26 protein-coding genes are annotated in these 23,205 nt (G+C 41.7%); 10 read left to right on the forward strand and 16 right to left on the reverse strand.

The window, feature by feature from the left end:
- The 15 genes from AC4E96_RS05730 to AC4E96_RS05800 form a co-directional block, all read right to left on the reverse strand.
- Positions 1–740: MFS transporter (locus AC4E96_RS05730; RefSeq protein ID WP_490255162.1), on the reverse strand; the 740-nt coding region annotated here is incomplete at its 3' end.
- A gap of 144 nt (positions 741–884) precedes the next feature.
- Entirely contained in the window at positions 885–1,151 is a 267-nt protein-coding gene (nqrM, locus tag AC4E96_RS05735) for a (Na+)-NQR maturation NqrM (protein ID WP_490255163.1), read from the reverse strand.
- 2 nt (positions 1,152–1,153) lie between these two features.
- Positions 1,154–2,194 carry an FAD:protein FMN transferase gene (locus AC4E96_RS05740; RefSeq protein WP_488033829.1) on the reverse strand — a complete coding sequence of 347 codons (1,041 nt, stop codon included), beginning with the start codon at positions 2,192–2,194 and terminating at the stop codon, positions 1,154–1,156.
- Positions 2,195–2,201: 7 nt separating this feature from the next.
- Entirely contained in the window at positions 2,202–3,425 is a 1,224-nt protein-coding gene (gene nqrF, locus AC4E96_RS05745; protein WP_488033828.1) for an NADH:ubiquinone reductase (Na(+)-transporting) subunit F, read from the reverse strand.
- Positions 3,426–3,495: 70 nt separating this feature from the next.
- Complete coding sequence (nqrE, locus tag AC4E96_RS05750; protein WP_488033827.1) at positions 3,496–4,119, reverse strand: NADH:ubiquinone reductase (Na(+)-transporting) subunit E; 624 nt, start codon at positions 4,117–4,119, stop codon at positions 3,496–3,498.
- 4 nt (positions 4,120–4,123) lie between these two features.
- Positions 4,124–4,747 (reverse strand): NADH:ubiquinone reductase (Na(+)-transporting) subunit D, encoded by a 624-nt coding sequence (locus tag AC4E96_RS05755; RefSeq protein ID WP_490255164.1) that lies wholly within the window; start codon positions 4,745–4,747, stop codon positions 4,124–4,126.
- Entirely contained in the window at positions 4,747–5,514 is a 768-nt protein-coding gene (locus AC4E96_RS05760) for a Na(+)-translocating NADH-quinone reductase subunit C (protein WP_488033825.1), read from the reverse strand. Before AC4E96_RS05760 ends, AC4E96_RS05755 begins: the two co-directional genes overlap by 1 nt.
- Entirely contained in the window at positions 5,507–6,709 is a 1,203-nt protein-coding gene (locus tag AC4E96_RS05765) for an NADH:ubiquinone reductase (Na(+)-transporting) subunit B (protein ID WP_488033824.1), read from the reverse strand. Before AC4E96_RS05765 ends, AC4E96_RS05760 begins: the two co-directional genes overlap by 8 nt.
- Positions 6,710–6,711: 2 nt before the next feature.
- Entirely contained in the window at positions 6,712–8,049 is a 1,338-nt protein-coding gene (locus AC4E96_RS05770) for a Na(+)-translocating NADH-quinone reductase subunit A (protein ID WP_490255165.1), read from the reverse strand.
- Positions 8,050–8,373: 324 nt separating this feature from the next.
- Positions 8,374–9,570 (reverse strand): enoyl-ACP reductase FabV, encoded by a 1,197-nt coding sequence (fabV, locus tag AC4E96_RS05775; RefSeq protein ID WP_490255166.1) that lies wholly within the window; start codon positions 9,568–9,570, stop codon positions 8,374–8,376.
- A gap of 174 nt (positions 9,571–9,744) precedes the next feature.
- Positions 9,745–10,857 carry a TRAP transporter substrate-binding protein gene (locus AC4E96_RS05780; RefSeq protein WP_488033821.1) on the reverse strand — a complete coding sequence of 371 codons (1,113 nt, stop codon included), beginning with the start codon at positions 10,855–10,857 and terminating at the stop codon, positions 9,745–9,747.
- Positions 10,858–10,910: 53 nt separating this feature from the next.
- Entirely contained in the window at positions 10,911–12,275 is a 1,365-nt protein-coding gene (locus tag AC4E96_RS05785; protein ID WP_488033820.1) for a TRAP transporter large permease, read from the reverse strand.
- Positions 12,276–12,277: 2 nt separating this feature from the next.
- The gene (locus AC4E96_RS05790; RefSeq protein WP_490255167.1) at positions 12,278–12,799 is read right to left on the reverse strand and encodes a TRAP transporter small permease subunit; all 522 of its coding nucleotides are present in this window, start codon (positions 12,797–12,799) and stop codon (positions 12,278–12,280) included.
- Positions 12,800–12,866: 67 nt separating this feature from the next.
- Complete coding sequence (locus AC4E96_RS05795) at positions 12,867–13,187, reverse strand: BolA family protein (protein WP_488033818.1); 321 nt, start codon at positions 13,185–13,187, stop codon at positions 12,867–12,869.
- A gap of 46 nt (positions 13,188–13,233) precedes the next feature.
- Entirely contained in the window at positions 13,234–13,851 is a 618-nt protein-coding gene (locus tag AC4E96_RS05800; protein WP_490255168.1) for an alpha-ketoglutarate-dependent dioxygenase AlkB family protein, read from the reverse strand.
- A 92-nt stretch (positions 13,852–13,943) separates the two neighbouring features.
- Between AC4E96_RS05800 and AC4E96_RS05805 the strand changes: the two genes are divergently transcribed.
- From AC4E96_RS05805 to AC4E96_RS05825, 5 genes are all read left to right on the forward strand, one after another.
- Complete coding sequence (locus AC4E96_RS05805; protein WP_490255169.1) at positions 13,944–15,293, forward strand: methyltransferase; 1,350 nt, start codon at positions 13,944–13,946, stop codon at positions 15,291–15,293.
- Positions 15,294–15,316: 23 nt separating this feature from the next.
- The gene (locus AC4E96_RS05810) at positions 15,317–15,853 is read left to right on the forward strand and encodes a YajG family lipoprotein (protein WP_488033815.1); all 537 of its coding nucleotides are present in this window, start codon (positions 15,317–15,319) and stop codon (positions 15,851–15,853) included.
- 9 nt (positions 15,854–15,862) lie between these two features.
- Positions 15,863–16,489, forward strand: coding sequence for a peptidylprolyl isomerase (locus AC4E96_RS05815; RefSeq protein ID WP_488033814.1), 627 nt, complete (start codon positions 15,863–15,865; stop codon positions 16,487–16,489).
- A 93-nt stretch (positions 16,490–16,582) separates the two neighbouring features.
- On the forward strand, positions 16,583–16,906 hold the full coding sequence (locus tag AC4E96_RS05820) for a hypothetical protein (protein ID WP_488033813.1): 324 nt from the start codon (positions 16,583–16,585) through the stop codon (positions 16,904–16,906).
- A gap of 63 nt (positions 16,907–16,969) precedes the next feature.
- Complete coding sequence (locus tag AC4E96_RS05825) at positions 16,970–18,355, forward strand: AmpG family muropeptide MFS transporter (RefSeq protein ID WP_488033812.1); 1,386 nt, start codon at positions 16,970–16,972, stop codon at positions 18,353–18,355.
- Positions 18,356–18,431: 76 nt separating this feature from the next.
- Here the strand turns inward: AC4E96_RS05825 and AC4E96_RS05830 are convergent, their stop codons facing one another.
- Positions 18,432–18,668: a helix-turn-helix domain-containing protein gene (locus AC4E96_RS05830; RefSeq protein WP_490255170.1), complete on the reverse strand. Its 237-nt coding sequence runs from the start codon at positions 18,666–18,668 to the stop codon at positions 18,432–18,434.
- A gap of 289 nt (positions 18,669–18,957) precedes the next feature.
- Between AC4E96_RS05830 and AC4E96_RS05835 the strand changes: the two genes are divergently transcribed.
- From AC4E96_RS05835 to AC4E96_RS05855, 5 genes are all read left to right on the forward strand, one after another.
- On the forward strand, positions 18,958–20,307 hold the full coding sequence (locus tag AC4E96_RS05835; RefSeq protein ID WP_490255171.1) for an MATE family efflux transporter: 1,350 nt from the start codon (positions 18,958–18,960) through the stop codon (positions 20,305–20,307).
- Between the two features lie 79 nt (positions 20,308–20,386).
- On the forward strand, positions 20,387–20,800 hold the full coding sequence (locus AC4E96_RS05840) for a DUF350 domain-containing protein (RefSeq protein ID WP_490255172.1): 414 nt from the start codon (positions 20,387–20,389) through the stop codon (positions 20,798–20,800).
- 10 nt (positions 20,801–20,810) lie between these two features.
- Entirely contained in the window at positions 20,811–21,407 is a 597-nt protein-coding gene (locus tag AC4E96_RS05845) for a DUF1190 domain-containing protein (RefSeq protein ID WP_488033808.1), read from the forward strand.
- Between the two features lie 124 nt (positions 21,408–21,531).
- Positions 21,532–22,704 (forward strand): glutathionylspermidine synthase family protein, encoded by a 1,173-nt coding sequence (locus AC4E96_RS05850; protein ID WP_490255173.1) that lies wholly within the window; start codon positions 21,532–21,534, stop codon positions 22,702–22,704.
- Positions 22,705–22,717: 13 nt separating this feature from the next.
- On the forward strand, positions 22,718–23,205 hold a 488-nt coding region (locus AC4E96_RS05855; RefSeq protein WP_490255174.1), incomplete at its 3' end, for a hypothetical protein.

Genomic DNA, 23,205 nt, shown 5'->3' on the forward strand with positions numbered 1-23,205 from the left:
AAATGAAGTACACTGGCATATACAGAATAAATCAAAAAGCCCCACAATGGTTTGATGTCATTTAAAGTGGCAAGAAAATCAAATTTCTCTTTGTTGCTCTGAGCCTCTTCCTCTGCAGATTGAGGTAAGATTTTGGGTTCAATAACGAATAAAGTTGGCAATATTGAGAAAACCAAAACTAGCGCTGCACCAAAATATATAAGTACGAAGTTGTTCCAAAAACCACCAATGACATACGCCAAGACACCAAAAGTGCCAGATACCGTCTGCATCCATGTATAACCTTTGGTTCTCGCTTCACCTTCTGGTGTCACATCGGCAATGATCGAGCGAGTCGGATTAAAGCTAACATTAATTGATAAATCGAGAGAAAGTGCAATCGCAATAGCGATGGCCATTATACCAACACCACCTAAGGACTCCGATATGATCCCAATGTTTGGAAGTGCCAATAGCGACAGGGATGCTAGGACACCACCAATTAAAATGAATGGTCGACGACGACCATTCCAGAACCAAACCTTATCACTAATAAACCCAACAATAACTTGGCCTAAAATGCCGGCAATAGGACCGGCCGCCCAGACGATACCAATCTCATGAATATCCAAGTTGTACTGAGTACTCAATAACCAGCTTAATGCTGAAATTTGGACGGAAAGTGCGAAGCCCATCGCAGTAGAGGGCAAACTGAGCAACATATAAAATGAGCGGCTCAACTTCTGTTGGATTTTTAACATGGAATTCTCTTTTAATTATTGTTTTTAAACCATATCAAAAGAGCTGATTGAGGATAAACACTTTAAACAATGACTACGTATTCATTAATAGCTTGAGGTACAAAAAAAGGACCTTAAGGTCCTTTTTAAAGAATATGCCCCAAACTATAATATTTGGTTCTTCTTCCAGTTTTCTTCTTTTGCAGTGCGCTCTGCAGATTTACCGTTTTGCGCCTCGCTTTCAGCCTGCTCTTTAGCCATACGCTCTTGGCGTTTTTCACATGGATTATCACAATCACATGCTTTGTCGATACCTAACGTACCTAAACCACCGCAACTACCAGCTAATGATTTCTTTTGAAAAACATAACCCACTGACATGGCAACAAAAACGATAAGCAACAAACCTAACGTTAGAAAAAAAACCTGCATAACTACCCCTTATCTAAAGGAAACAAAGCCTCAAACTTAGTCGACATTATACCTCTATAACCTTTGTCCGTCTTCACGATCATGTAAACGGCAAGATTATTTTCTTCAGCGTACTTCATCGATTCAACAGGGCCCATTACATTAAGCATAGTCGCAAGTGCATCTGCACTCATAGCCGATTTATGTAAAACAGTAACAGAAACTAACTTATGAGTAATTGGCTTACCCGTCGTAGGATCAATCGTATGAGAATAACGCACACCGTCGACTTCAAAATAGTTTCGGTAGTCTCCTGATGTCGCCATTGCCAAATTGACAGGCTCAATGACTAATTGGACTTCTCGACTTCCTGTTAAAGGTTTCTCTATGGCAACTTTCCATTTTGAGCCATCTGGTTTACCACCTGAAAGACGCATCTCACCACCAATTTCAACCAAGTAGTTGGTAATGCCCAGACCTTCTAATAAGTTAGCAACTTGATCAACACCATAGCCTTTTGCAATTGCGCTGAAGTCGATATACAAGTCACTGTGCTGCTTGGTCACAGCATTTCCTTCAATTGTTAGAAGGTTCATGCCTATTTGAGATTTGATTGCTTCAATTTGCTCGTCACTTGGCTGCTTGGTCACTCTGCCTTCTGGGCCAAAGCCCCACAAGTTGACCAAGGGTCCAACTGTAACGTCAAATGCGCCATTACTTGCTTCAAAAAGACGTTTGGCTTCGTTTAAAACCGTTATGTTATCTGGTGATAACATCATAGTCTCGTTTGCTTGAGCTTGGTTCAGTCGACTCAACTCTGAGTCTTCGATGTACGTCGACATCAAGTTGTTCACTCGAATTAACTCATCATTCACCAATTCAAACAGGTTGTTTTTTTGTAGCTGTTCAGGAGTAGGAAATAGCTTGACGTTAAATGTCGTTCCCATCGTTTTACCTTGCAGTAAAACAGGTTGAACTTCATCGCTATTTTCTCGTGGAAGAAAAAGCAAAATGGCCAGCCCGATAAGGGCCAGCCATGCTAATAAGACTTTATTACGAGTCATCTTTTAATTAACCACCGAAGTCATCAAGTAGGATGTTCTCGTCTTCAACGCCTAGGTCTTTCAACAAGTTGATAACCGCTGCGTTCATTACCGGAGGACCACACATGTAGTACTCACAGTCTTCTGGTGCTTCGTGGTCACGTAAGTAGTTTTCGTACAATACGTTGTGAATGAAGCCAGTGTAACCTTCCCAATCATCCTCTGGTTGAGGATCAGAAAGTGCTACGTGCCATTCGAAGTTTTCGTTTTCTGCAGCTAACTCATCAAAGTCTTCTACATAGAACATTTCACGCTTAGAACGTGCACCGTACCAGAAGCTGATCTTACGATCTGTCTTCAAGCGACGTAATTGGTCAAAGATGTGTGAACGCATTGGCGCCATACCAGCACCACCACCGATAAATACCATTTCTGCATCAGTGTCTTTCGCGAAGAACTCACCGAATGGACCAGAAATTGTTACTTTGTCACCTTCTTTTAGGCTCCAAATGTACGAAGACATTTTACCAGCTGGTAGTGACAGGTTATTTGGTGGAGGCGACGCAATACGTACGTTAAGCATAATGACACCTTCCTCTTCAGGATAGTTTGCCATTGAGTATGCACGGATTGTTTCTTCGTCAACTTTAGATTCGATGCTAAAGAAGTTAAAACGCTCCCAGTCCGGACGGTATTCGTCTGGAACATCAAAGTCAGAGTATTTAACGTGATGCGGTGGAGCAACAATTTGGATATAACCACCTGCGCGGAAAGGTACACTTTCGCCATCAGGGATTTTAAGAGCCAATTCTTTGATGAAGGTTGCTTTGTTATCATTAGAGATAACTTCACATTCCCACTGCTTCACACCAAAGATTTCAGGTTCTAATTCAATTTCCATGTCTTGCTTAACAGCAACCTGACACGATAAACGACAACCTTCTTTGGCTTCACGCTTAGTGATGTGGCCTTCTTCTGTAGGTAGGATATCACCACCGCCAGAATGAACGTGTACACGACACTGACCACAAGTACCACCACCACCACACGCAGATGGGATGAAGATACCTTTGTCAGCTAAAACGTTAAGTAGTTTGCCACCTGCAGATGCAGTAACAGACTTATCTTCGTCTTCATTTATTAAGATTCGAACGTCTCCCGTCGAAACTAGTTTTGATTTGGCGAATAAAATCACCAAAACAAGTACTAGTACGATAGCGGTAAACATCGATACGCCGAGAATAATTTCCATCGACCTTTCCTTTAATTCTTATCTAAGGGTTTGAATTGGCACTCATTGCCAATTCAAACCGACATTAACCTTACAGAGCGATACCGCCGAATGACAAGAAGCCAAACGCCATCAATCCAGTCGTAATAAACGTAATACCAAGACCTTTTAAGCCATCTGGCACGTCAGAGTATTTCATTTTCTCGCGAATACCTGCTAACAGGATAATCGCTAACGCCCAACCTACACCAGAACCAATACCGTAAACGATACTTTCACTGAACGTCAGGTTCTTAGATACCATGAATGATACCGAACCAAAGATCGCACAGTTTACTGTGATTAGAGGTAGGAAAATACCAAGTGCGTTATATAGCGGCGGGAAGTACTTATCTAGAGTCATTTCTAAGATTTGTACTAGTGCTGCAATAACACCGATAAATGTGATGAACGACAGGAAGCTTAAGTCAATAGACTCAGCTGGGTCAGTAATGCCTAAAACACTGTCTAGTGCACCTGGCGCTAGAATGTTTGTATAGATTAATTGGTTAACTGGTACAGAAATACCTAATACCACGACAACCGCTACACCAAGACCAATCGCTGTGCTGACTTTCTTAGATACAGCCAAGAAAGTACACATACCCAAGAAGAAGGTTAACGCGATGTTCTCAATGAAAATCGTTTTAATGAAAAGACTTAAATAATGTTCCATCGAATTAGTCCTTCTCTACTTGATCTGGCTTAACCTGACGGATTGCCCAGATAATTAAACCAATGATAAAGAACGAGCTGAAAGGTAAAACCAATAGACCGTTTGCTTGGTACCAACCACCATTTTGGATAAGTGGTAAAATCTCGATACCGAAAATAGTACCAAAACCAAGTAATTCACGGAAAAACGCAACTAGCATTAAGATGAAACCGTAACCTAAACCGTTACCGATACCATCTAAGAAGCTCACGCCTGGCTTTTCTTTCATTGCAAATGCTTCCGCACGACCCATTACGATACAGTTGGTAATGATTAGACCAACGAATACCGATAGCTCTTTTGAAAGCTGGTATGAGAATGCTTTCAACACTTGGTCAACTACGATTACAAGTGAAGCGATGATCGCCATCTGAACGATGATTCGAACACTTGATGGAATCATGTTGCGGATTAATGAAATAAATAAGTTCGAGAATGCTGTTACAAATACAACTGCCAATGTCATTACTAATGCATTAGCCATTGAACTTGTTACCGCAAGTGCAGAACAAATACCAAGTACTTGAAGTGCAATTGGGTTGTTGTCAACAATCGGAGCCGTTAAGACCTTTTTTGCATCGGCTGACATTAGTTAAGCCCTCCACGGTTTTTCTCGATATATGGACCGTAACCCATTTTACCGAACCAAAAATCAATTGTGTTTGTTACACCGTTACTCGTTAGCGTTGCACCAGATAATCCGTCAACACCGTGCTCGTTACCCGGCTTAGCGCCGCCTTTAACAAGCTCTAGAGCAACATCACCTTGATCATTGTAAACTTCTTTACCTGACCACTGTGCTTGCCACTTAGGGTTCATGATTTCGCCACCAAGTCCCGGAGTTTCTTTATGGTCAGAATATACAAGGCTAGCGACTGTGTTTAGATCAGACTCTAAACCAACATAACCGTACATCAGATCCCAAAGACCAGCTCCAACAATTGGGAATACAACCGTCTTCACTTCGCCAGCGTCGTTTTTAACGTGGTAGATAACTGCTGTATTTGAACGGCGATTGATACCTGCAACATCGTTTTCTAGCTTGATAGACTTCTCAGTGTCACGAGCGTTACGACGCTCGTCAAACATAGCTGTGTCACCGTCAACATAAGCGCCAGTGTCTAAGTCGATCATTTTAGCTTCAACGTACTTGTTATAAGTACCAACAATGTCTTTACCAGCTTGGTCTAACAGGCCAGCCGTTTCCAAGATTTTAGTTTGCTTATCTAGCAATTTGTTAGCGGTTTGAAGCGGTTTCAATTGAACCGCAGATACAGATACCAAAGCCGCACAAACTAGACATACAGCAAATACGAATCCAACCGTTTTGCCAAATGTTTCTTTGTTGTTAGACATTACGAGCAAGCCTCCGTTTCACGTTTGCTTGTGCAACAAAATAGTCGAACAATGGCGCAAACAAGTTAGCAAATAGAATCGCCAGCATCATACCTTCTGGGAATGCTGGGTTAACAACACGAATTAGAACAACCATCACACCGATAAGTGCACCGTACCAGAACTTCGCAGTGTTTGTGAAAGAAGCCGATACAGGGTCAGTCGCCATGAAGAATGCACCAATAGCCCAACCGCCTAATACGACGTGCCAGAACCAAGGCATTGCGAACATAGGGTTAGTATCGCTACCAACGAAGTTTAGTAGTGATGCTAAGAAAATAGTACCAGCGAATACACCAGTTACGATTCTCCAAGACGCTATGCGTAAGTAGATGATCATTAGACCACCGAGGATGATCGCAAGTGTCGATACTTCACCAACAGAACCTTGGATAAAGCCGTAGAAAGCTTGAGTCCATAGAGCCATGTTGTTGTAGTCTAAGCCGCCAGATGCTGCTTGGCTAAGCATAGTTGCACCAGAGAAGCTGTCTACCGCTGTCCAAACTGTGTCACCTGAGATTTCAGTTGGGTAAGCAAAGAACAAGAAGGCACGACCCGCAAGTGCAGGGTTAAGGAAGTTACGACCTGTACCACCAAAGATTTCTTTAGCAACGACGATACCAAAGGTAATACCTAAAGCAGCTTGCCAAAGTGGAATCGTTGAAGGAAGGATCAATGCAAACAAGATTGATGTAACGAAGAAACCCTCGTTTACTTCATGTTTACGAACTGATGCGAACAACACTTCCCAGAAACCACCAACGATAAATACCGTTGCGTAAATAGGTAGGAAGAAACACGCACCATAGAGCATTTTCATGCCCCAACCAGAGTCAACTGTTAAGCTGCCACCTAGTGCTTGGAATAAACCAACCTGCCAGCTGTCACCTAGAGAGTAACCAGCTGCTAATGCATTTGCAGCTTGTTCACCAACGTTGAACATACCGAAAAACATTGCTGGGAATAACGCCAACCATACCATGATCATGATACGTTTTAGGTCGACACTATCACGTACGTGAGTTTGACCTTTATTAACTAAACCTGGCGTGTAGAAGATTGTTGCAGCTGCTTCGTAAAGTGCATACCACTTTTCGTATTTACCGCCTTCTTCGAAGTTAGGTTCAATTTTTTCTAAATAACTCTTAAGACCCATGATTAGCCCTCTTTCTCAATCTTGGTTAGGCAGTTACGAAGAATTGAGCCGTACTCGTATTTACCAGGGCAAACAAACGTACAAAGCGCTAAATCTTCTTCGCCTAATTCCAAACAACCTAGTGTTTGAGCCGAGTCAGTATCACCAGAGATCAAGTCTCTTAGTAATAGTGTAGGCAATATGTCTAACGGCATTACGCGCTCGTAGTTACCAATTGGAACCATTGAACGGTCAGAACCATAGGTTGTTGTTGTCATATTGAATAGCTTCTTAGGAGACAAGTGACCTAAGAAAGCACGCGTGATTGAGAACTGATCTGAACCTGGACGAATCCAACCAAACAATTCTTTTTCACGACCTTCTGCTAACACAGTAATTTGTTGGCTGTAACGGTGTAAGTAACCGTGTACGCCTTGTGCAACATTACCTGACAATACGGAACCAGATACGATACGGTTTTCACCGTCTTCTAATTCACCAGAGGTAAGGTCAGCGGTTGAAGCACCTAAGATAGTTCTAACTAAACGAGGGTTCTTAACCACTGGGCCAGCCAATGAGATAACACGCTCGCTGTAGATTTCACCTGTTAAGAATAACTTACCGTAGGCAATCACTTCTTGATAACTGATGTGCCATACCGATTTGTTAATTGAAACAGGGTCGATAAAGTGGATATGAGTACCAACCAAGCCCGCAGGGTGCTTGCCACCAAACTCGTGAAGTTCAGTATTTGGTGCATCAGCTGTTACTGAAGAACCCGCAGCTTTCACAACGTGTACTTTATCGCTAAGACGACTTAAAACTGCAAGACCAGCAGCAAACGCCTCTTTTTGCTCTGCAATAATTAGCGCAGGGTCTGCCGCTAGTGGATTAGTATCCATTGCATTAACAAAAATAGATGAAGGCTTGCTGTCAATTGCAGGAGTCTTGTCGAAAGGACGTGTACGTAACGCGACCCATTGACCTGACTCAACTAACGTCTCAACCACTTTTTCACGGTCTAAACCGTTAAGTTGGTCGGCCGTGTAGCTGTCGAAAGTGATTTGTTCATCACCTGCTAGCTCAATAACAACGGATTGAAGAACACGCTTTTCACCGCGGTTCACTTCTTTGATTACACCGGCTGCTGGTGCGGTGAACTTAACGCCTGGATTCTTTTTATCTTCAAAAAGAACCTGACCTTTTTTCACACTATCACCTACCTTGATACGCATCGTTGGACGCATACCATGGTATTCTTCGCCAAGCGTAGCAACAGTTTTCACTGTCGGACCATCGTGGATGGCTTGTTGTGGAACGCCTTCAATAGGCAGATCCAAACCTTTTTTTATGTTGATCATACGCATATGCACTGTTTAAGTTGGAAGAAATGGAATTCTTTCAAATACCCGATTAAATCGCATATTTATAAAATTAATTAAGGTACCAAATTTCAAAAATAGGTTACTTTTGGTACAGCCAGCAATTGTAGCATTAAATCCTTCATATTGACCATTCCAAATTGGACATATTTGCACTACAACGCCCTCATTCTTTTAAGGAAATTTAACCAAGTGTAAAGATTGTTTGCTGTTCGCTAAGAAACCATTGTCCAAAATTAAGAGATAAAAAAAGCCGATGACCCAGAATGAGACATCGGCTTGTTTGATTTTTATACAAACCTTTTAAACTAAGCCTTTAAGCTCAATGTTCGGGTTAACGTCTTGATCATAATCAACATTGTCATAATCAAAACCAAACAGGTGTAAAAACTCTTGATGATAACCTTTGTAATCCGTCAGCTCATCAATCGTGTCTGTGTCGACGGTATCCCAAATAGTTTGAACGCGTTCTTGAACGTCGTCTTCTAATTCTTTGTAGTTTTGGAATAAATGACCGCCATCATCCAATCTAGGTGTATTTGATGTTAAATTCTCTTTGAACAATCCTGAAATCTGTTGGATTACACCTTCATAAGTACCGTCTTCTTTCATCACTTTAAACAGGGCTGAAATATAGAGAGGCATAATTGGAATCGCTGAACTCGCTTGGGTTACTACCGCGTTTAATGAAGAAACATAAGCTTTACCATTCAAGTCTGTGGTTGCTTCATCAATTGCTTTAGAAGCGCGATCTAAGTCTTCTTTGGCTTTGCCTATTGTCGCATGACCATAAATTGGCCACGTTAGCTTTTTGCCTATATACGTATAAGCTGTTGTCTTAAAGCCAGGGGCTAAAACATCGGCCTGCTTTAACGCATCTAACCAAAGTTCCCAATCTTCACCGCCCATGACCTTGATCGTATTGTCAATTTCCTCTTGATTGGCTGCTTCGACTGTCACTTCATCAATGATGCGTTTACTGGTGTTTAAGTTTTTAGTGGTTACCGAGTCACCAATTGGCTTTAAGGTAGACGAGTACGTTTCACCTGATTTAGGATCGGTACGACGGGGTGATGCCAAGCTATAAATAACTAAATCAATTTTTCCCAAATCGTTTTTGATAGTTTCAATCGTTTGCTGCTTGATCTCATCTGAAAAGGCATCACCATTAATATTTTTAGAATATAAGCCCTCTTGCTCAACCGCGTTTTGAAACGCCACTGTGTTATACCAGCCTGCTGAGCCCGTCTTTTTATCCGTACCTGGCTTTTCGAAAAACACACCAAGTGTATTTGCCCCATACCCAAACGCAGAAACGATGCGCGATGCTAAGCCATAACCTGTAGAAGAACCGATGATTAAAACATTTTTAGGTTGAAAATCTGCGCCCTCAAAAGATTGTGACTTAACGTAATCAATTTGGCGTTGAACACTTTCTTGACAGCCAACAGGGTGGGCGTTTGTACAAATGAAACCGCGGATTTTTGGTTTGATAACCATAGTTTTGTCCTTAACCTTTTAAAACCGGTGGCGTGAGTTAGACTCGCATTTTGCAAAACTGCTCACGACCTACCAAAACGTTACTATTTTTATAATAAATAGAAAGAGAATGAATAATGGCCGCTAGTTTACCCATTAAATGGTTTAGAACAGATCTGACTAGCGGCAAATAGCTTATAAATCTCGGTTTTTGTAGTATTCCATTTCGGAAAGACGGTGATAATTACTTACTTTTTCTTGAAAGTTTAAGTACGACTCCATAACTCGATCGACCATCGGATCATTTGCTCTTTGTTCTTTGATCACTTCTTTTGTGGAAGACTTAAGTGCAGCCATTACGTCACTCGGAAAGGTTTTTAGCTCTATGCCATGTTTGTTCTGCAATGTATCTAACGCGTCGTTATTACGAACGGTATATTCGTCCAACATGTCTTGATTCACCGCACGTGTAGCAATTTCGACGATGGCTTGTAAGTCTTTTGGCAACGCGTTAAAGGCTTTTTCGTTGACCGTGAATTCTAACATTGCGCCCGGTTCATGCCAGCCCGACACATAGTAATGCTCGGTAACCTTGTAAAAACCAAATGCTAAGTCATTGTATGGACCAACCCACTCAGTAGCATCAATCGCACCTGACTGTAATGACGTAAAGAGTTCACCACCAGACAAAGCGACTGGAACACCACCTAGCTTTTGTAACACTTCGCCTCCCATTCCCGGGATACGCATTTTTAAACCTTTTAAATCCTCTACAGAATTGATTTCTTTTTTGAACCAACCTGCCGATTGCACGCCGGTATTACCACCAGCAAATGGGATAACACCAAATGGTTTATATAATTCTCGCCATAGTTCTAAACCGCCACCATAATGAATCCATCCATTGGTTTCTTGTGCGTTGAGGCCAAATGGAACCGCCGTGAAAATTGGCGCTGCTGGCATTTTTCCTTTCCAATAGTAAGACGCCGCATGTCCCATCTCTGCGGTACCTTGTGATACAGCATCAAAGACTTGGAATGCAGGTACTATTTCACCCGCGCCATATACTTTGACCTTTAGGCGACCTCCACTCATCTCATTGACCATTTTCGCGAAGTTTTCTGGACCAGTACCTAATCCTGGAAAATTCTTTGGCCAACTTGTCACTAATTTCCAATTGTAGGTTTGTGCAGGCACACTGCTCGCACTACTATCTGTGCTACCTTGCTCTGAGTTATTGCACCCAGCCAACAAAACACTTGCGCCTACAACGGCGACACTTATCAAGTTCTTCAATATCTTTTTCATAGCTCTCCCCTTTATTTCGCTTTTCGGTCTTCCATTACACGGTAAATATTTTTTTAGTTATAAATCATTTTAGGTAATGACGTGGCTAGCTCAGGCCAAATCATTAGAACAATCAGCATCATTATTTGCATCACAATAAAAGGCAGTACCCCTTTGTATATTTTACTTGTCGGTATGCTATCTGGTGTAACACCGCGCAAATAAAATAATGCAAAGCCAAACGGTGGTGTTAAGAATGAAGTCTGAAGATTGATCGCAATCATGATACCCAACCAAATAGGGTCAATGCCCATCATAAACAACACAGGAGCGACGAGCGGCACAACAACAAAAGTGATTTCGATAAAATCTAGGATGAAACCTAGGAGGAAAATAACCGCCATCACGATAAGCAGCGCACCAATCTCGCCACCCGGCATATTCGTAAACATACTGTGAACCAACTCTTCACCACCAAAGCCTCTGAATACTAGAGAGAAAATAGAGGCGCCAATTAAGATCATAAAGACCATAGAAGTCACAGATAACGTCGATGTCATCGTTGCCTTTAACGTATCTAAGTTGAACTGATTTTTAAGAACAGCAATCACTGTCGCACCAAAAGCACCAATACCCGCCGCTTCGGTTGGAGTCGCAATGCCTAATAAAATGGAGCCCAATACCAGTGCCATCAAAATTAATGGGGGCAATAGGCTTTTTAATAACTGGCTGAACTTTAATGGTTCCTGGTTCTGTGCCTTTGGCGTCCATTCAGGTTTGATAATACCAACAGCCAACGAATAAATTAGGTATAGGGCAACTAGTATGAGTCCAGGAATTATAGCCCCTGCGAACAAGTCTCCCACCGAAATGGTTTCGGGTGAAAAAATACCTTGTGATAATTGTGACTGCTGGTAAGCACTTGAGAGAACATCGCCCAATAAAACCAAAGCGATAGAAGGCGGAATAATTTGTCCTAGTGTACCAGTAGCGGCAATAACACCGGTTGAATAACTAGGGTGATAACCTTGTTTTTGCATGGTAGGTAAAGCCAGTAAACCCATCGTGACTACGGTCGCGCCGACAATACCTGTGCTGGCTGCCATTAAAGCGCCTACAATAGTGACGGCAATACCTAATCCTGCGGGCAAGCGACCAAACGCCTGAGTCATACTACTCAGTAAATCTTCCGCTACTTTTGATTTTTCGAGCATAACGCCCATGAAAACAAACAAAGGTACTGCGAGTAGAGTTTGGTTAGTCATGATGCCATATATGCGACTTGGTAAAGCCGATAGCAATGCAGAGTCAAATTCACCAATTAAGTGACCAAATCCAGCAAAAATAAGCGCAACTCCAGCAAGGCTAAATGCAACTGGATACCCCAGTAACAACACAAAGCAAACGGCAACAAACATCAAAATTGCTAACCATTCCATGACTAAGACTCCCTTTCTTGTTTATTACCTGAGGCAATAGATTTGTTTTTAAGATGTTTGATATTAAGCACACATTCACTTAAAGCTTGTAGAATTAACAAAGCAGGCATAACTAAAATCAGTGACTTAATAAGGAAAACCAAAGGAATGCCGCCACTTTCTTGTGACCCTTCCAAAAACTGCCACGATTGCAGTACATAAGACCAACTGATCACGATTAAAAATACACACGTTGGAATCAGGAAAAACAAATGCCCCAAAGTATTAACAAGCAGTTTGCGTGATTGATTGAAGTTTCGGTAGAAAATGTCAACGCGAACATGGCCGTCTTGCTTTAAGAGGTAGCCCATGCCAAGCATCAGGCTAAAGGCATGGAGGTACAATGTGCTTTCTTGAAGTGCTATCCAACCAATATTGAATCCATATCTAAGTACTACGACTAAAGTCATGACAATCACCATTGCCATCGTAAACCATCTAACCCAACTTCCTATCTGTTCAGATAATGACTCTACCCACTTCACTTGGTCACCTTTTTTTGGTTTTTATTTGCGCTCTATACTCCCCGAATAAAACAAAATAAACAAGGCTTTAAGCCTTATCAAATCGACTACCACCAAGGCATTTTGGCGACAGCGGTACGTTTTCCGTTTGTTGCCACTCATCCGATGTGTACGTATGCATTGCCAAGGCATGAATGTCATTGGCTAATTCTTGAGCTAAACATTTATTTACGGCACGATGACGCTGAATTAATCGCTTTCCATCAAAGTCTGCACTTACAATAATTACTTTGAAATGAGACTCACTCCCCTCTGGGACATTATGCTGATAACTTTCATTAACGACATCTAGTAGTTCAGGCTCAAACTCGGCCAATAATTTATTTCTTATTTTTTCTTCAATGATCATAACTGGACCTTTTATTTCTTGCTTAAACGAGAACATGTCTTAAATGTTAACTCACAACTTTTCGAAACGTTAAACTTATTCGCCCCTCATCCACTGATTTTCTTGCGGGAATTTGGTGTTCAAAATGCCGTTGCATGCCAGCTTTCATCAACAATAAACTGCCATTTGTTAGTGAAACATTTATGGCCGAAGAAGGTGCCACAGACGTCGATGACTTTTTACGACGAAACTGCAGGTCTCTTTGCGCTCCAAGTGAAACACAAGCAACGACCGGATTCGGCCCCAGTTCAGGCTCGTTATCGGCATGCCAGCCCATTTTGTCTTCACCGTCACGGTAATAATTAATCAATACCGAATTAAAGGTGTGTCCAACCGCTTCTTCTAACAGGTGCTTGATTTTTAGGACTTCAGGGTTCCAAGGTTTCGGTGCAAGTACTTTGCCGCTGTATTGATACGTGATGTTCTGATCAGATTGCCAGTCTTGCCAGCGAGGGATTTTATGTTTTTTGCCAAATACAACCACCTCTGGCTGTTGCCATGATAATTCGCCTATCAGTGCATGAAATAATCGAGCTGCTTGCTCTGCCGTCAAAAAGGCAGGTTTAAAATCTAACCAGGGAGATAATTCATCTGGTAATGACGGCTCAAACAAAGATTGTTGCATCACAACTCCTACTGACAATTTACATCTCGGGTGAGCAATGGGACAATATTCTACACTTAATTTTATGAATACGTAGCCGGACTGACCTATTAATGAACACCCAATGGCAAATTCTTGGACAGGAATATCAACTTTTTCGCTTTCCGCCAAATCAGCATGACAAATCATTACAAGCCTGGGACAGTGCCGATGAGCTCATCATTCAACACCTTCACCAAAGTGATGAAGATAAGATAAGGCTTCAAGAGCGCTCAGCGGAAGCCTTGCGTCCTAATATGCTTATTATGAACGATAACTTTGGTGCACTTGCTATTGGCCTAAATCAATTCAAGCCAATTTGTGTATGCGACTCTTATGTTTCACAAATGGCCATTGAACATAACAGCGTCATCAATAACTGCCCTGTACCGATTATTCAGCATAGCCTGATACCACTTGATCAAATCTTTTCAAATGACCAAAAAAGGTCATCAGCGGATAACGTCGATGTTCAACGTGAAATGAACAATAGCGTGGCTACTGTCGTCATAAAGGTCACAAAAAATCTAGACTTTTTAGCCTATCAACTGCAGCAAATTAAACAGTATTGCCAAAAAACAAATAGCACTGTTGATGTTGTTGCTGGCGGAAAAACAACGCTAATCACTTCAGCCGTGATGGCGATGTTTGAGCAATATTTAACTGAAGTTAAAAGCAGTAAAGCGAAGAAGAAAAGTCGCCTTATTTTTGCAGTAGGCCAACCAACGCCAACATTACCATTGCCACTTTTAGACTCGGGTGTACCAACGTTTCAGGCAGCATGTCCATCCCTTGGTCTCTCTTTGTATAGCCATGCCAATGTTTTTGGTAAAAAACAAATCGATATTGGCGGCCGATTTTTAGCTGAAAACCTTCCTAACTTACCTCACACAGACAATGATATTCGAGTCATTGACTTAGGATGTGGGAACGGGTTACTCGGCGTTGAATTTATGAAACGGAACCTAAAGGCCATTGTTGAGTTTGTTGATCCGCTTAGGTTCAGTATGCTTTTTTGCGATGAATCTTACATGGCCACTCAGTCTGCTAAATACAATATTGAACATACCGTTACGCCTTTATTAATGAAGTCACACAAGACAGCAAAACATCAGTTAGAGACTGTAGATTCTATTTGTGAGTTTGAACAAGATGATTGTTTGACAAAGCAGGCACCAGAATCAGCAGATATTGTGCTGTGCAACCCGCCTTTCCACCAACAACAAGCGGTCACAACCCATATCGGCGAACAAATGATCCACCAAACAAGTAAAGTATTGAAGCCCGGTGGAGAATTATACTTAGTAGCCAACCGTCATTTGCCTTATCAATCTATGTTGAAGAAAGCATTTGGGGGCTTTAGAGTACTGGCAACCAATAATAAGTTTACCATTTACGTTTGCGTCAAAAAGCACGCGAGATAAATTCGAAAACAACAAGCGAGAGTATGATGAGATTAAAACAGATTTTAACGATCTTTTTAGTGGCAATAATGACGGCCGGTTGTGCAAGTCAGTTCGAAAAGCCGTTTCAATTTAATCCAGGACAAATAAAACCAACGTTATTGATGAGTATCGCTAACATAAATGTCAATGACCTGCGTACTCAAAAAGCATTGGCTAAAGTAAATAGTGAATACTCAATGCCAGTTGAAGACATCGCAGTGTACTTGAAGCCATGGATACAGGAGTCTATCAAAACTAACCCTAACGCTCGCAAAGCTCTGACTTTTGATATTCTAACCGCAGCCTCGTACGTCAAACAGTACTCTATGTCTTTTGAAGCTGAGTCAGTCATGGAATGGCAAGTAAAAATAGAAAACCCAAGATTTAGTTGGGTAAAAACCTATCAAACAGGTATTAATCAATCTGGCCCAATGTTACTAGACCAAGAAGAAGTGACGGCCAATTTAAATACAATGGCGACTACCCTACTACAACGTACATTAGCCGATCCTGAATTTCAAAAAGCGTTAAGCCAGTAGGTAGTGACTATGATTGAACATTCAATACTTAAACGAGCTATTAACGCTATCTACGCTCTTACATTTTTGTGTTTTGCTATTACCGCGCAGGCACTAGAGCAGCCAAGAGGTGAGTACATACAGCCTGACAACTTGTTTCCAAAGGTTAAAATGGTGACCACACTTGGCGAAATGATCATCGAATTGGATCGTAGCAGGGCGCCATTAACTGTGGATAACTTTTTAAGTTATGTCGCAGCTAAGCGATACGACAATACAATTTTTCACCGCTTAGAACCAGAATTTGTTCTTCAAGGTGGCGGCTACTATAGCGATGGCGATTCGATAAAAGAATTTGAACAAATTTTTAACGAGTCGGGAAATGGATTGAAAAATGATCAGGGGACCATTGCTATGGCCCGTCAGTTAAGCCCTCACACGGCAACGAGCCAGTTTTTCTTCAACCTTGTGGATAACGATAGTTTAAACCCAGGCAGAAATTGGGGCTATACCGTTTTTGGTTATATTTTTGAAGGAGATGAGGTGCTTGAAAAAGCTCAAGAAATTGGCGGCGACTACTCGGAGGAGCATGGCTGGCCTACCTTTCCGAAAAAAGAAATCAAAATAATTTCAGTTGAAATTTTGCCGGAAGAATAATTTGTGCCTATACTCAGTTGGACTTAGCAAATAAAGAGGTTTTGCTAAGAGCGTGCCCTTTAATAATACAAATAACAAATATAGGGGGATAAAGTGGTAAACGCACAACGATTTATCCACAACAAAGCTGGTCAACTAAGTCATTATGCACACGCGTTATTGGATGGAGAGATTCAAGATACCGAAGTTGACTTGTACTGTTGGGATACATTAGAGGAGTGGTCTCAGCTTAGCCAAAAAAGTGCTCCGCTAACTAAGTTAGAAAGCGCATTTTGGTACTTGCTACATCAAATTACATTTTGGAGCTCTAGCGAAATTCGTACGAGTGAAAAATTGCAATCTGAAATGGCCTCTTGCATCTCATATCTGCAAGGTTACGGAAGATTCCCTGAGTTTTGTTCAGGAATTCGACCATAACACTTGATATTAGATCAAAACTTTTAAACAATCGGCCTATTCAATCTCGAATAGGCCGGTCGTTTGATTCTTAATTCATTATCCTTCAACAAGTTTTTTAAATCATTTTCCGTATACACTGAAGGCCCTGTCCTGCGTTTATTTGGTTTAGGAATTGCTGCTGGCTTACCTATAATGCTGGTCTTCTCGTCTCTGTCGTTTTGGCTACGAGAAGCAGGTGTAGAACGCAGTACCATCGGCTTTTTTAGCTGGGTGACGTTGGCTTATGCCTTCAAGTGGATATGGGCGCCAGCGGTTGACCAACTAACTATACCTTTCCTAAGTAAAACACTCGGACGCCGTAAAAGCTGGCTCTATTTGGTTCAAGTTTTACTTGCCTGTGCGATATTGGGAATGGCACTTACTGATCCAAGTACGCACTTGTATTACATGGCCTTGGCTGCGGTTGCCGTTGCGTTTTTGTCCGCGACACAAGATATTCTTATCGATGCGTTCAGAATTGAGTCCGGAACAGATCGCCAACAAGCAGCGATGGCAGCTTCATACATGATTGGATATCGACTTGCTATGATTGTGGCTACCGCCGGAGTCTTATATATCACTGCTATATCTGAATCTTGGTTTGATGGCTCAGCTTCTGACTATACGTACGGAGCTTGGCAGTTTAGCTATTTTTGTATGGCGACACTTATGCTTGGGTTATCATTTTTAACCCTATTGTCTCCCGAACCGTCCGTTATTAATCAAACAGAAAGCTCAAACTCCTTAAAGGACTCGGAGTCTGGTGTTGAGACGTTTAAATCTAACGCCCCCTTATTAAAATGGCTTTCAAAAGTAAAAACTGGATTTGTCGACCCAGTTGTAGACTTATTAACCCGCTATCGCTCACATGCACTAATACTCATCGTGCTTATTGCAACCTACCGCATATCCGATGTTGTTATGGGTGTCATGGCAAATGTGTTTTATGTCGATATGGGATACAGTAAAGAGGAAATAGCGTCAGTATCTAAAGTATTTGGCGTGATTATGACCTTAGTAGGTGCATTCGTGGCCGGAGGCTTGATCAATCGCTTTGGTATATTACCAATTCTGCTAGCCGGTGCACTTCTCTCAGCACTCACTAACCTTTTATTCGTGGCGTTAAGTTTGGCAGGTCACGACCTTCATCTGCTTATTATGGTTATTTCTGTTGATAACTTGAGTGCTGGCATAGCGATGGCCGCATTAATTGCATTTTTAAGCAGTCTTACCAAAAAAGAGTTTACTGCGACTCAATATGCTTGGTTAAGTAGTGCGATGATTGTTTTACCTAAGTCTATAGGTGGCTTTTCTGGGGTAATGTTAGAAAAACTTGGTTACACTTGGTTCTTTAGCACAACCGCGTTAATTGGAATCCCTGCCATCCTGTGCCTATTAATTCTCATCAAACAAAAATGGCACGCCTAAGCGTGCCATTTCAAATAAATTCTTTCATATCTGTTGCGATAAGTATTAGCAACACGAATACATTTTATTGAACTATCTACTGAGTGATGATTTTTAGACCTTCTAGAGGGTCTATTTCAAGTGCTCTGCAGTATCTCACGTATTCTATAATGTCTAAACGTCGCTCTTGGTTTTCTACTTTTCCGACAAACGAATGCGGTGTACCAATTATTTGCGACAAAGTGCGCATAGTGTGGCCTTTTTCTTTGCGCTTTTCTTTTAGCCACGCCATTAATACTTTATTCTCATCAGATGAAACACTACCGTTCATCATAATTTGTTACTCCCACTTTACTCCCAGTTAAAATAGTTGACACTCCCACATCAACTTAGACATTAATACCATAGAGAAATTAGTTGGGCAACAATCTGTTAATGTTTACTAACACTTTTCTTAATTGTCTGTTTTATAGGAACTTTTCACACCTTATGTATATTTTTCGTGTTGATTTTTTAAACAGCTGAAAAATAAACTAAATTCGGGGGATTTTCTCGACTTTTAGAGCCAAAACAGGCATCCTTGTCGCCACTTATTTCTGCACCTAATTCCCCTTATACAGCCTATGTTTAATCGCCCTGAGTTAAAGTCAACATTAAAGCTGGCATGGCCAATCTCACTGCAAAGTATGCTTGTTACTTTGTTGAGTATGATCGATGTCATGATGGTCAGTCACTTAGGTGATGAAGCGATTGCTGCAGTGGGTCTTGGTAACAGGGTAATGTTTGTCGTGATGGTAATCGTCATGGGTCTGAGCTGGGGTGTTGGGATATTGTCGGCGCAATATCACGGTGCAGGTTTAGCAGAGAAGATCCGCGGCAGCATTCTAATAGGCATATGTTATGGTATTATCGCCCTAGTCCCAGTTATTGTCGCTTCATTCTATCTTTCTGATGATGTCTTAAACCTCGGCACTCTTGATCCGCAAGTTATCGCACTAGGTGAAACCTACCTTTGGATCACAATGCCCAGCATGCTGTTTGTTGCTGTTATCCAGGTGTTCGAAAATGCACTTCGCAGTATCAACCAAGTTAAACTACCTCTCGTATTTAGTGCCGTATCTATAGTCCTAAATGTCATTTTGAACTACTGGTTAATCAATGGTGGTTTAGGTATTCCCGCTCTTGGTGTGACCGGTGCCGCGTATGCGACGACGATTTCCCGCGCCTTCCAAATGGTAATACTATTGTGGTTCTTACAACATAGTAAGCACCTACTCTCGATTTCAATCACTGACTTTAGGCTCATTAAACATCGACCTCAGTGGTTCAAGTTACTCAATTTAGTGTTACCAATGATGTTTAGCTTTGGCATTTGGTCTTTGGGTTCATTCACTTACCAACTGATTTTTGGCCGTATGGGAACGACCGAACTCGCGGTCATCAGTATGTTATTGCCAGTAGAAGGTATTTTCTTATCTATTTTCTTTGGTATTGCCTCAGCATGCTCAATTGTGGTCGGTCAGCATTTAGGCGCCAACCGAATCGATGACGCATGGCTGACAGCCAAAATATTCTCTGGATTAGGACCTGTTGTTGCTATCGTATTAGGTGGCTTGCTAATTATATTCAGTGACTGGGTACTTGCTCCATATCAAGGAGTGTCTGCAGAGACCATGGCTCTAGCCAAAACAATTTTCATCGTCATTGGTGGCTGCGCATGGCTCAAAGTTATCAATATGACATTGGCAATGGGTATTTTGCGCGCCGGAGGAGACAACCGATTTTGTCTACTTACGGACACTATTTGTATGTGGTTTATCAGTATTCCGCTTGTTTGGCTTGCCGCCTTTTACTGGGAACTCGCATTTGTATGGGTTGTGCTAGTCATGTACTCAGAAGAAATCTGCAAAACATTCATGTTTGGCGTGCGAGTCAAAAACAAACGCTGGATGCGTAATTTGACTGACTCATAGTGAATCAATTTTGATCTAACTAAAAGAATACATTAGAGTAAATCTTATTACGGAAACCATTTATTCACTAGGAAACAACATGGAATCTCAGCAATTATTACTCGCCATTGGTAACTTTGCACTTTACTTCGGTATTAGCATTGTCTTTTTACTTGTCTTCAAGTTTCTCTATGCCCTAGTCACTCCACATGACGAATGGAAACTAATCAAAGAGAACCAAAACGTCTCAGCGGCGGTTGGTTTTGGCGGTGCGCTAGTCGGTTTTGCTTTGGCGTTGGCCAGCGCAGCGACTCACTCAGTTTCACTTCTCGACTTCGCCATTTGGGGCGTCATTGCCTTAATCGCTCAGTGTTTGGCTTTTGCCATTATTCGTTTTGGCTTTATGCCAAGAATTGTCGAGCGTATTGAGAAAGACGAAATGAGTGCAGGTATCATGTTAGGTGCGATGAATATTGCAATAGGCCTATTAAATGCAGCCTGCATGACGTACTAAGGAGCCTGATATGAAGCGCAGCAAGGCGATTTTTTTAACTCCTTTTTCAATTGGTATTTCTGGATTTTTACTCACTGGCTGTGGTGATGATCGAGTCGATACCTATGTTGCCAATTCAGTTGACGATTGTGTCAGCAACACCTCTTTAGACTTCGAACAGTGCTCTATCGCTTATCAAGATGCGATGGAACAAGCTCAGCAGACGGCACCGCAGTTTTTCTCTGAACAAGACTGTGAATACGAATTTGGTATTGGCAGTTGTTATGAAGATGAAGACAACAATAGCTTCTTCCCTCTAATGGCTGGTTACTTAATTGCTGACAAGCTATTTGATAAAAAGAAAAAGCGCTACAAAGGCTATTACACGCCCATATTCGCCTACAAAAAGCCAGGTTCTCGACTCTATAACAATTACATGTTTGCCAATGGTAGAAGTTTAGGCTCGATGAGCAAAAGCAATTACAAACTATCATCTAACACCTTAAACCAAAAACCCAAATTCGGAAAAACCGTTTCTCGTGGCGGATTTGGGCAAGTCGCCAGACAAAAAGAAGCAATTGCGCGACAAAAGTCTCGTAGAAGCAGCTCTCGTAGTTGGGGTGGTTAATTTTGTTGCCTCTTTTTAGAAGTTTAAGGTGTGAATATTTAGGCGAACACGAAAGAGGCAGGAATTTTACAGGGATTGTATGCAACGGCAATAAATCTGTTCTAGTGTCCATCAAAGGTGTCCAGTGTTAAGACTTGATATACCACCACGTGAAAACTGGCAGGCCCTTGCCGATAAAATGGGGTTTAAATTTCATACCATGTACGGCGAACCATACTGGGATGAAAGCGCATTTTATCAATTTAACTTACAGCAAATCGAAACCGACTTAGAAGCCCCTACTGAAGAAATTCATCAAATGTGCCTTGATGTCGTAAACCGTGTGGTTCATGACGAAAAGTTACTAAAAGATTTCTGTATTCCAGAGTTATATTGGGAACGGATCAGAGACTCGTGGGTCGCTCAAGAGCCCAGTCTTTACTCTCGTCTTGATTTTGCCTATGACGGCAAAAGCCCAGCCAAGCTCTATGAGAATAATGCTGATACACCCACCTCGGTTTATGAAACGGGTTTTTGGCAATGGCTGTGGTTACAACACAATGTAGATAGCGGTCAACTATCGCGACATGCGGATCAGTTCAATAGTCTCCAAGAAAAGCTGATACAGCGTTTTAGACAACTTTTATTCAATCATCCAGGTCAAGTACTGCACTTTTCGTGCTGCAAAGGCACAGAAGAAGACAGAGGGACAGTTCAATACCTTCAAGATTGCGCGAGTGCAGCCGGGGTACCAAACAAGTTTGTTTATATTGAAGATATTGGTCGCACCGAACTCGACCAACTTACCGACTTGGACGATCAAATCATTACTTGGATGTTTAAGCTTTATCCGTGGGAGTTTATCTTTAATGAAGAGTTTGGAAACGTAATTAACAGTAACAATGCACCTGACTGGCTCGAGCCGCCCTGGAAGGCCGTATTATCTAATAAAGCCTTGCTACCAATGCTTTGGCGACATTTTCCCAATCACCCAAATTTGCTACCGGCCTATTTTGAGCACGAACTTGATAACAAATTTAAACATAATGAGTGGGTTAAAAAGCCGATTTTTTCTCGAGAAGGCGCTAATATAAGCTTTATTGATTCCAAACAAGAAGTCCCCATGTCTGATGGCCCTTATGGCCAAGAAGGTTATATTTATCAGGCCAAGCACCTTTTACCTAAGTACGGTCCAAACCATACGTTAATAGGGAGTTGGTTAGTTAATGATAAAGCAGCGGGTATTTCTTTACGTGAAGATGTTCAGCCGATAACACAAGACTTAAGTCGGTTTATTCCACACATAATTTTAGGTTAATAAGGAAAACGATATGAAGGCTATTTACAAAACGGCATTGAGCCTAGCGGTAATTTCGACTTTGGCAGCCTGTAGCTCTTCACCGAGCAATGAGGCCTTAAATGAGAATATTCCTGATTGGGTACTTAATCCATCGATAGAAAACGGCATAGCACATTCTGAGTGCGTTCCTAGCAGTAATAATATGTCAATCGATAAAGCTCAAGCGATAGCACTTGCTCGCGTTGGCTTGGCTCAACAAATCAGTACGAAAGTGAAAGCATTAGACAAAACCTTTCAGGAACGCGTCGATGTTGGCGATGAGACAGTAACTGGCTCAACCTTCTCGTCAGTATCAAAGCAGCTAACCAATCAAATGTTAGTTGGTGCTCAACCAGTAAAAACGAGTTACGCTAACTTTAACGGCAAAAATCAGTTATGTGTAATGACGGCTTTAACACCACAAAAGACCAAAGACTTATTTGATAAGCTTGTCAGCGCCTCTGAGCGTAAGTTAAGCCC

It is taken from the genome of Psychrosphaera sp. (genome assembly GCF_982872775.1).

Coding starts and splice junctions, on each gene's coding strand:
- nqrM (WP_490255163.1), bottom strand. CDS start 1,151: ATGCAGGTTTTTTTTCTAACGTTAGGTTTGTTGCTTATCGTTTTTGTT.
- AC4E96_RS05740 (WP_488033829.1), bottom strand. CDS start 2,194: ATGACTCGTAATAAAGTCTTATTAGCATGGCTGGCCCTTATCGGGCTG.
- nqrF (WP_488033828.1), bottom strand. CDS start 3,425: ATGGAAATTATTCTCGGCGTATCGATGTTTACCGCTATCGTACTAGTA.
- nqrE (WP_488033827.1), bottom strand. CDS start 4,119: ATGGAACATTATTTAAGTCTTTTCATTAAAACGATTTTCATTGAGAAC.
- AC4E96_RS05755 (WP_490255164.1), bottom strand. CDS start 4,747: ATGTCAGCCGATGCAAAAAAGGTCTTAACGGCTCCGATTGTTGACAAC.
- AC4E96_RS05760 (WP_488033825.1), bottom strand. CDS start 5,514: ATGTCTAACAACAAAGAAACATTTGGCAAAACGGTTGGATTCGTATTT.
- AC4E96_RS05765 (WP_488033824.1), bottom strand. CDS start 6,709: ATGGGTCTTAAGAGTTATTTAGAAAAAATTGAACCTAACTTCGAAGAA.
- AC4E96_RS05770 (WP_490255165.1), bottom strand. CDS start 8,049: ATGATCAACATAAAAAAAGGTTTGGATCTGCCTATTGAAGGCGTTCCA.
- fabV (WP_490255166.1), bottom strand. CDS start 9,570: ATGGTTATCAAACCAAAAATCCGCGGTTTCATTTGTACAAACGCCCAC.
- AC4E96_RS05780 (WP_488033821.1), bottom strand. CDS start 10,857: ATGAAAAAGATATTGAAGAACTTGATAAGTGTCGCCGTTGTAGGCGCA.
- AC4E96_RS05785 (WP_488033820.1), bottom strand. CDS start 12,275: ATGGAATGGTTAGCAATTTTGATGTTTGTTGCCGTTTGCTTTGTGTTG.
- AC4E96_RS05795 (WP_488033818.1), bottom strand. CDS start 13,187: ATGATCATTGAAGAAAAAATAAGAAATAAATTATTGGCCGAGTTTGAG.
- AC4E96_RS05800 (WP_490255168.1), bottom strand. CDS start 13,851: ATGCAACAATCTTTGTTTGAGCCGTCATTACCAGATGAATTATCTCCC.
- AC4E96_RS05805 (WP_490255169.1), top strand. CDS start 13,944: ATGAACACCCAATGGCAAATTCTTGGACAGGAATATCAACTTTTTCGC.
- AC4E96_RS05810 (WP_488033815.1), top strand. CDS start 15,317: ATGATGAGATTAAAACAGATTTTAACGATCTTTTTAGTGGCAATAATG.
- AC4E96_RS05815 (WP_488033814.1), top strand. CDS start 15,863: ATGATTGAACATTCAATACTTAAACGAGCTATTAACGCTATCTACGCT.
- AC4E96_RS05830 (WP_490255170.1), bottom strand. CDS start 18,668: ATGATGAACGGTAGTGTTTCATCTGATGAGAATAAAGTATTAATGGCG.
- AC4E96_RS05835 (WP_490255171.1), top strand. CDS start 18,958: ATGTTTAATCGCCCTGAGTTAAAGTCAACATTAAAGCTGGCATGGCCA.
- AC4E96_RS05840 (WP_490255172.1), top strand. CDS start 20,387: ATGGAATCTCAGCAATTATTACTCGCCATTGGTAACTTTGCACTTTAC.
- AC4E96_RS05845 (WP_488033808.1), top strand. CDS start 20,811: ATGAAGCGCAGCAAGGCGATTTTTTTAACTCCTTTTTCAATTGGTATT.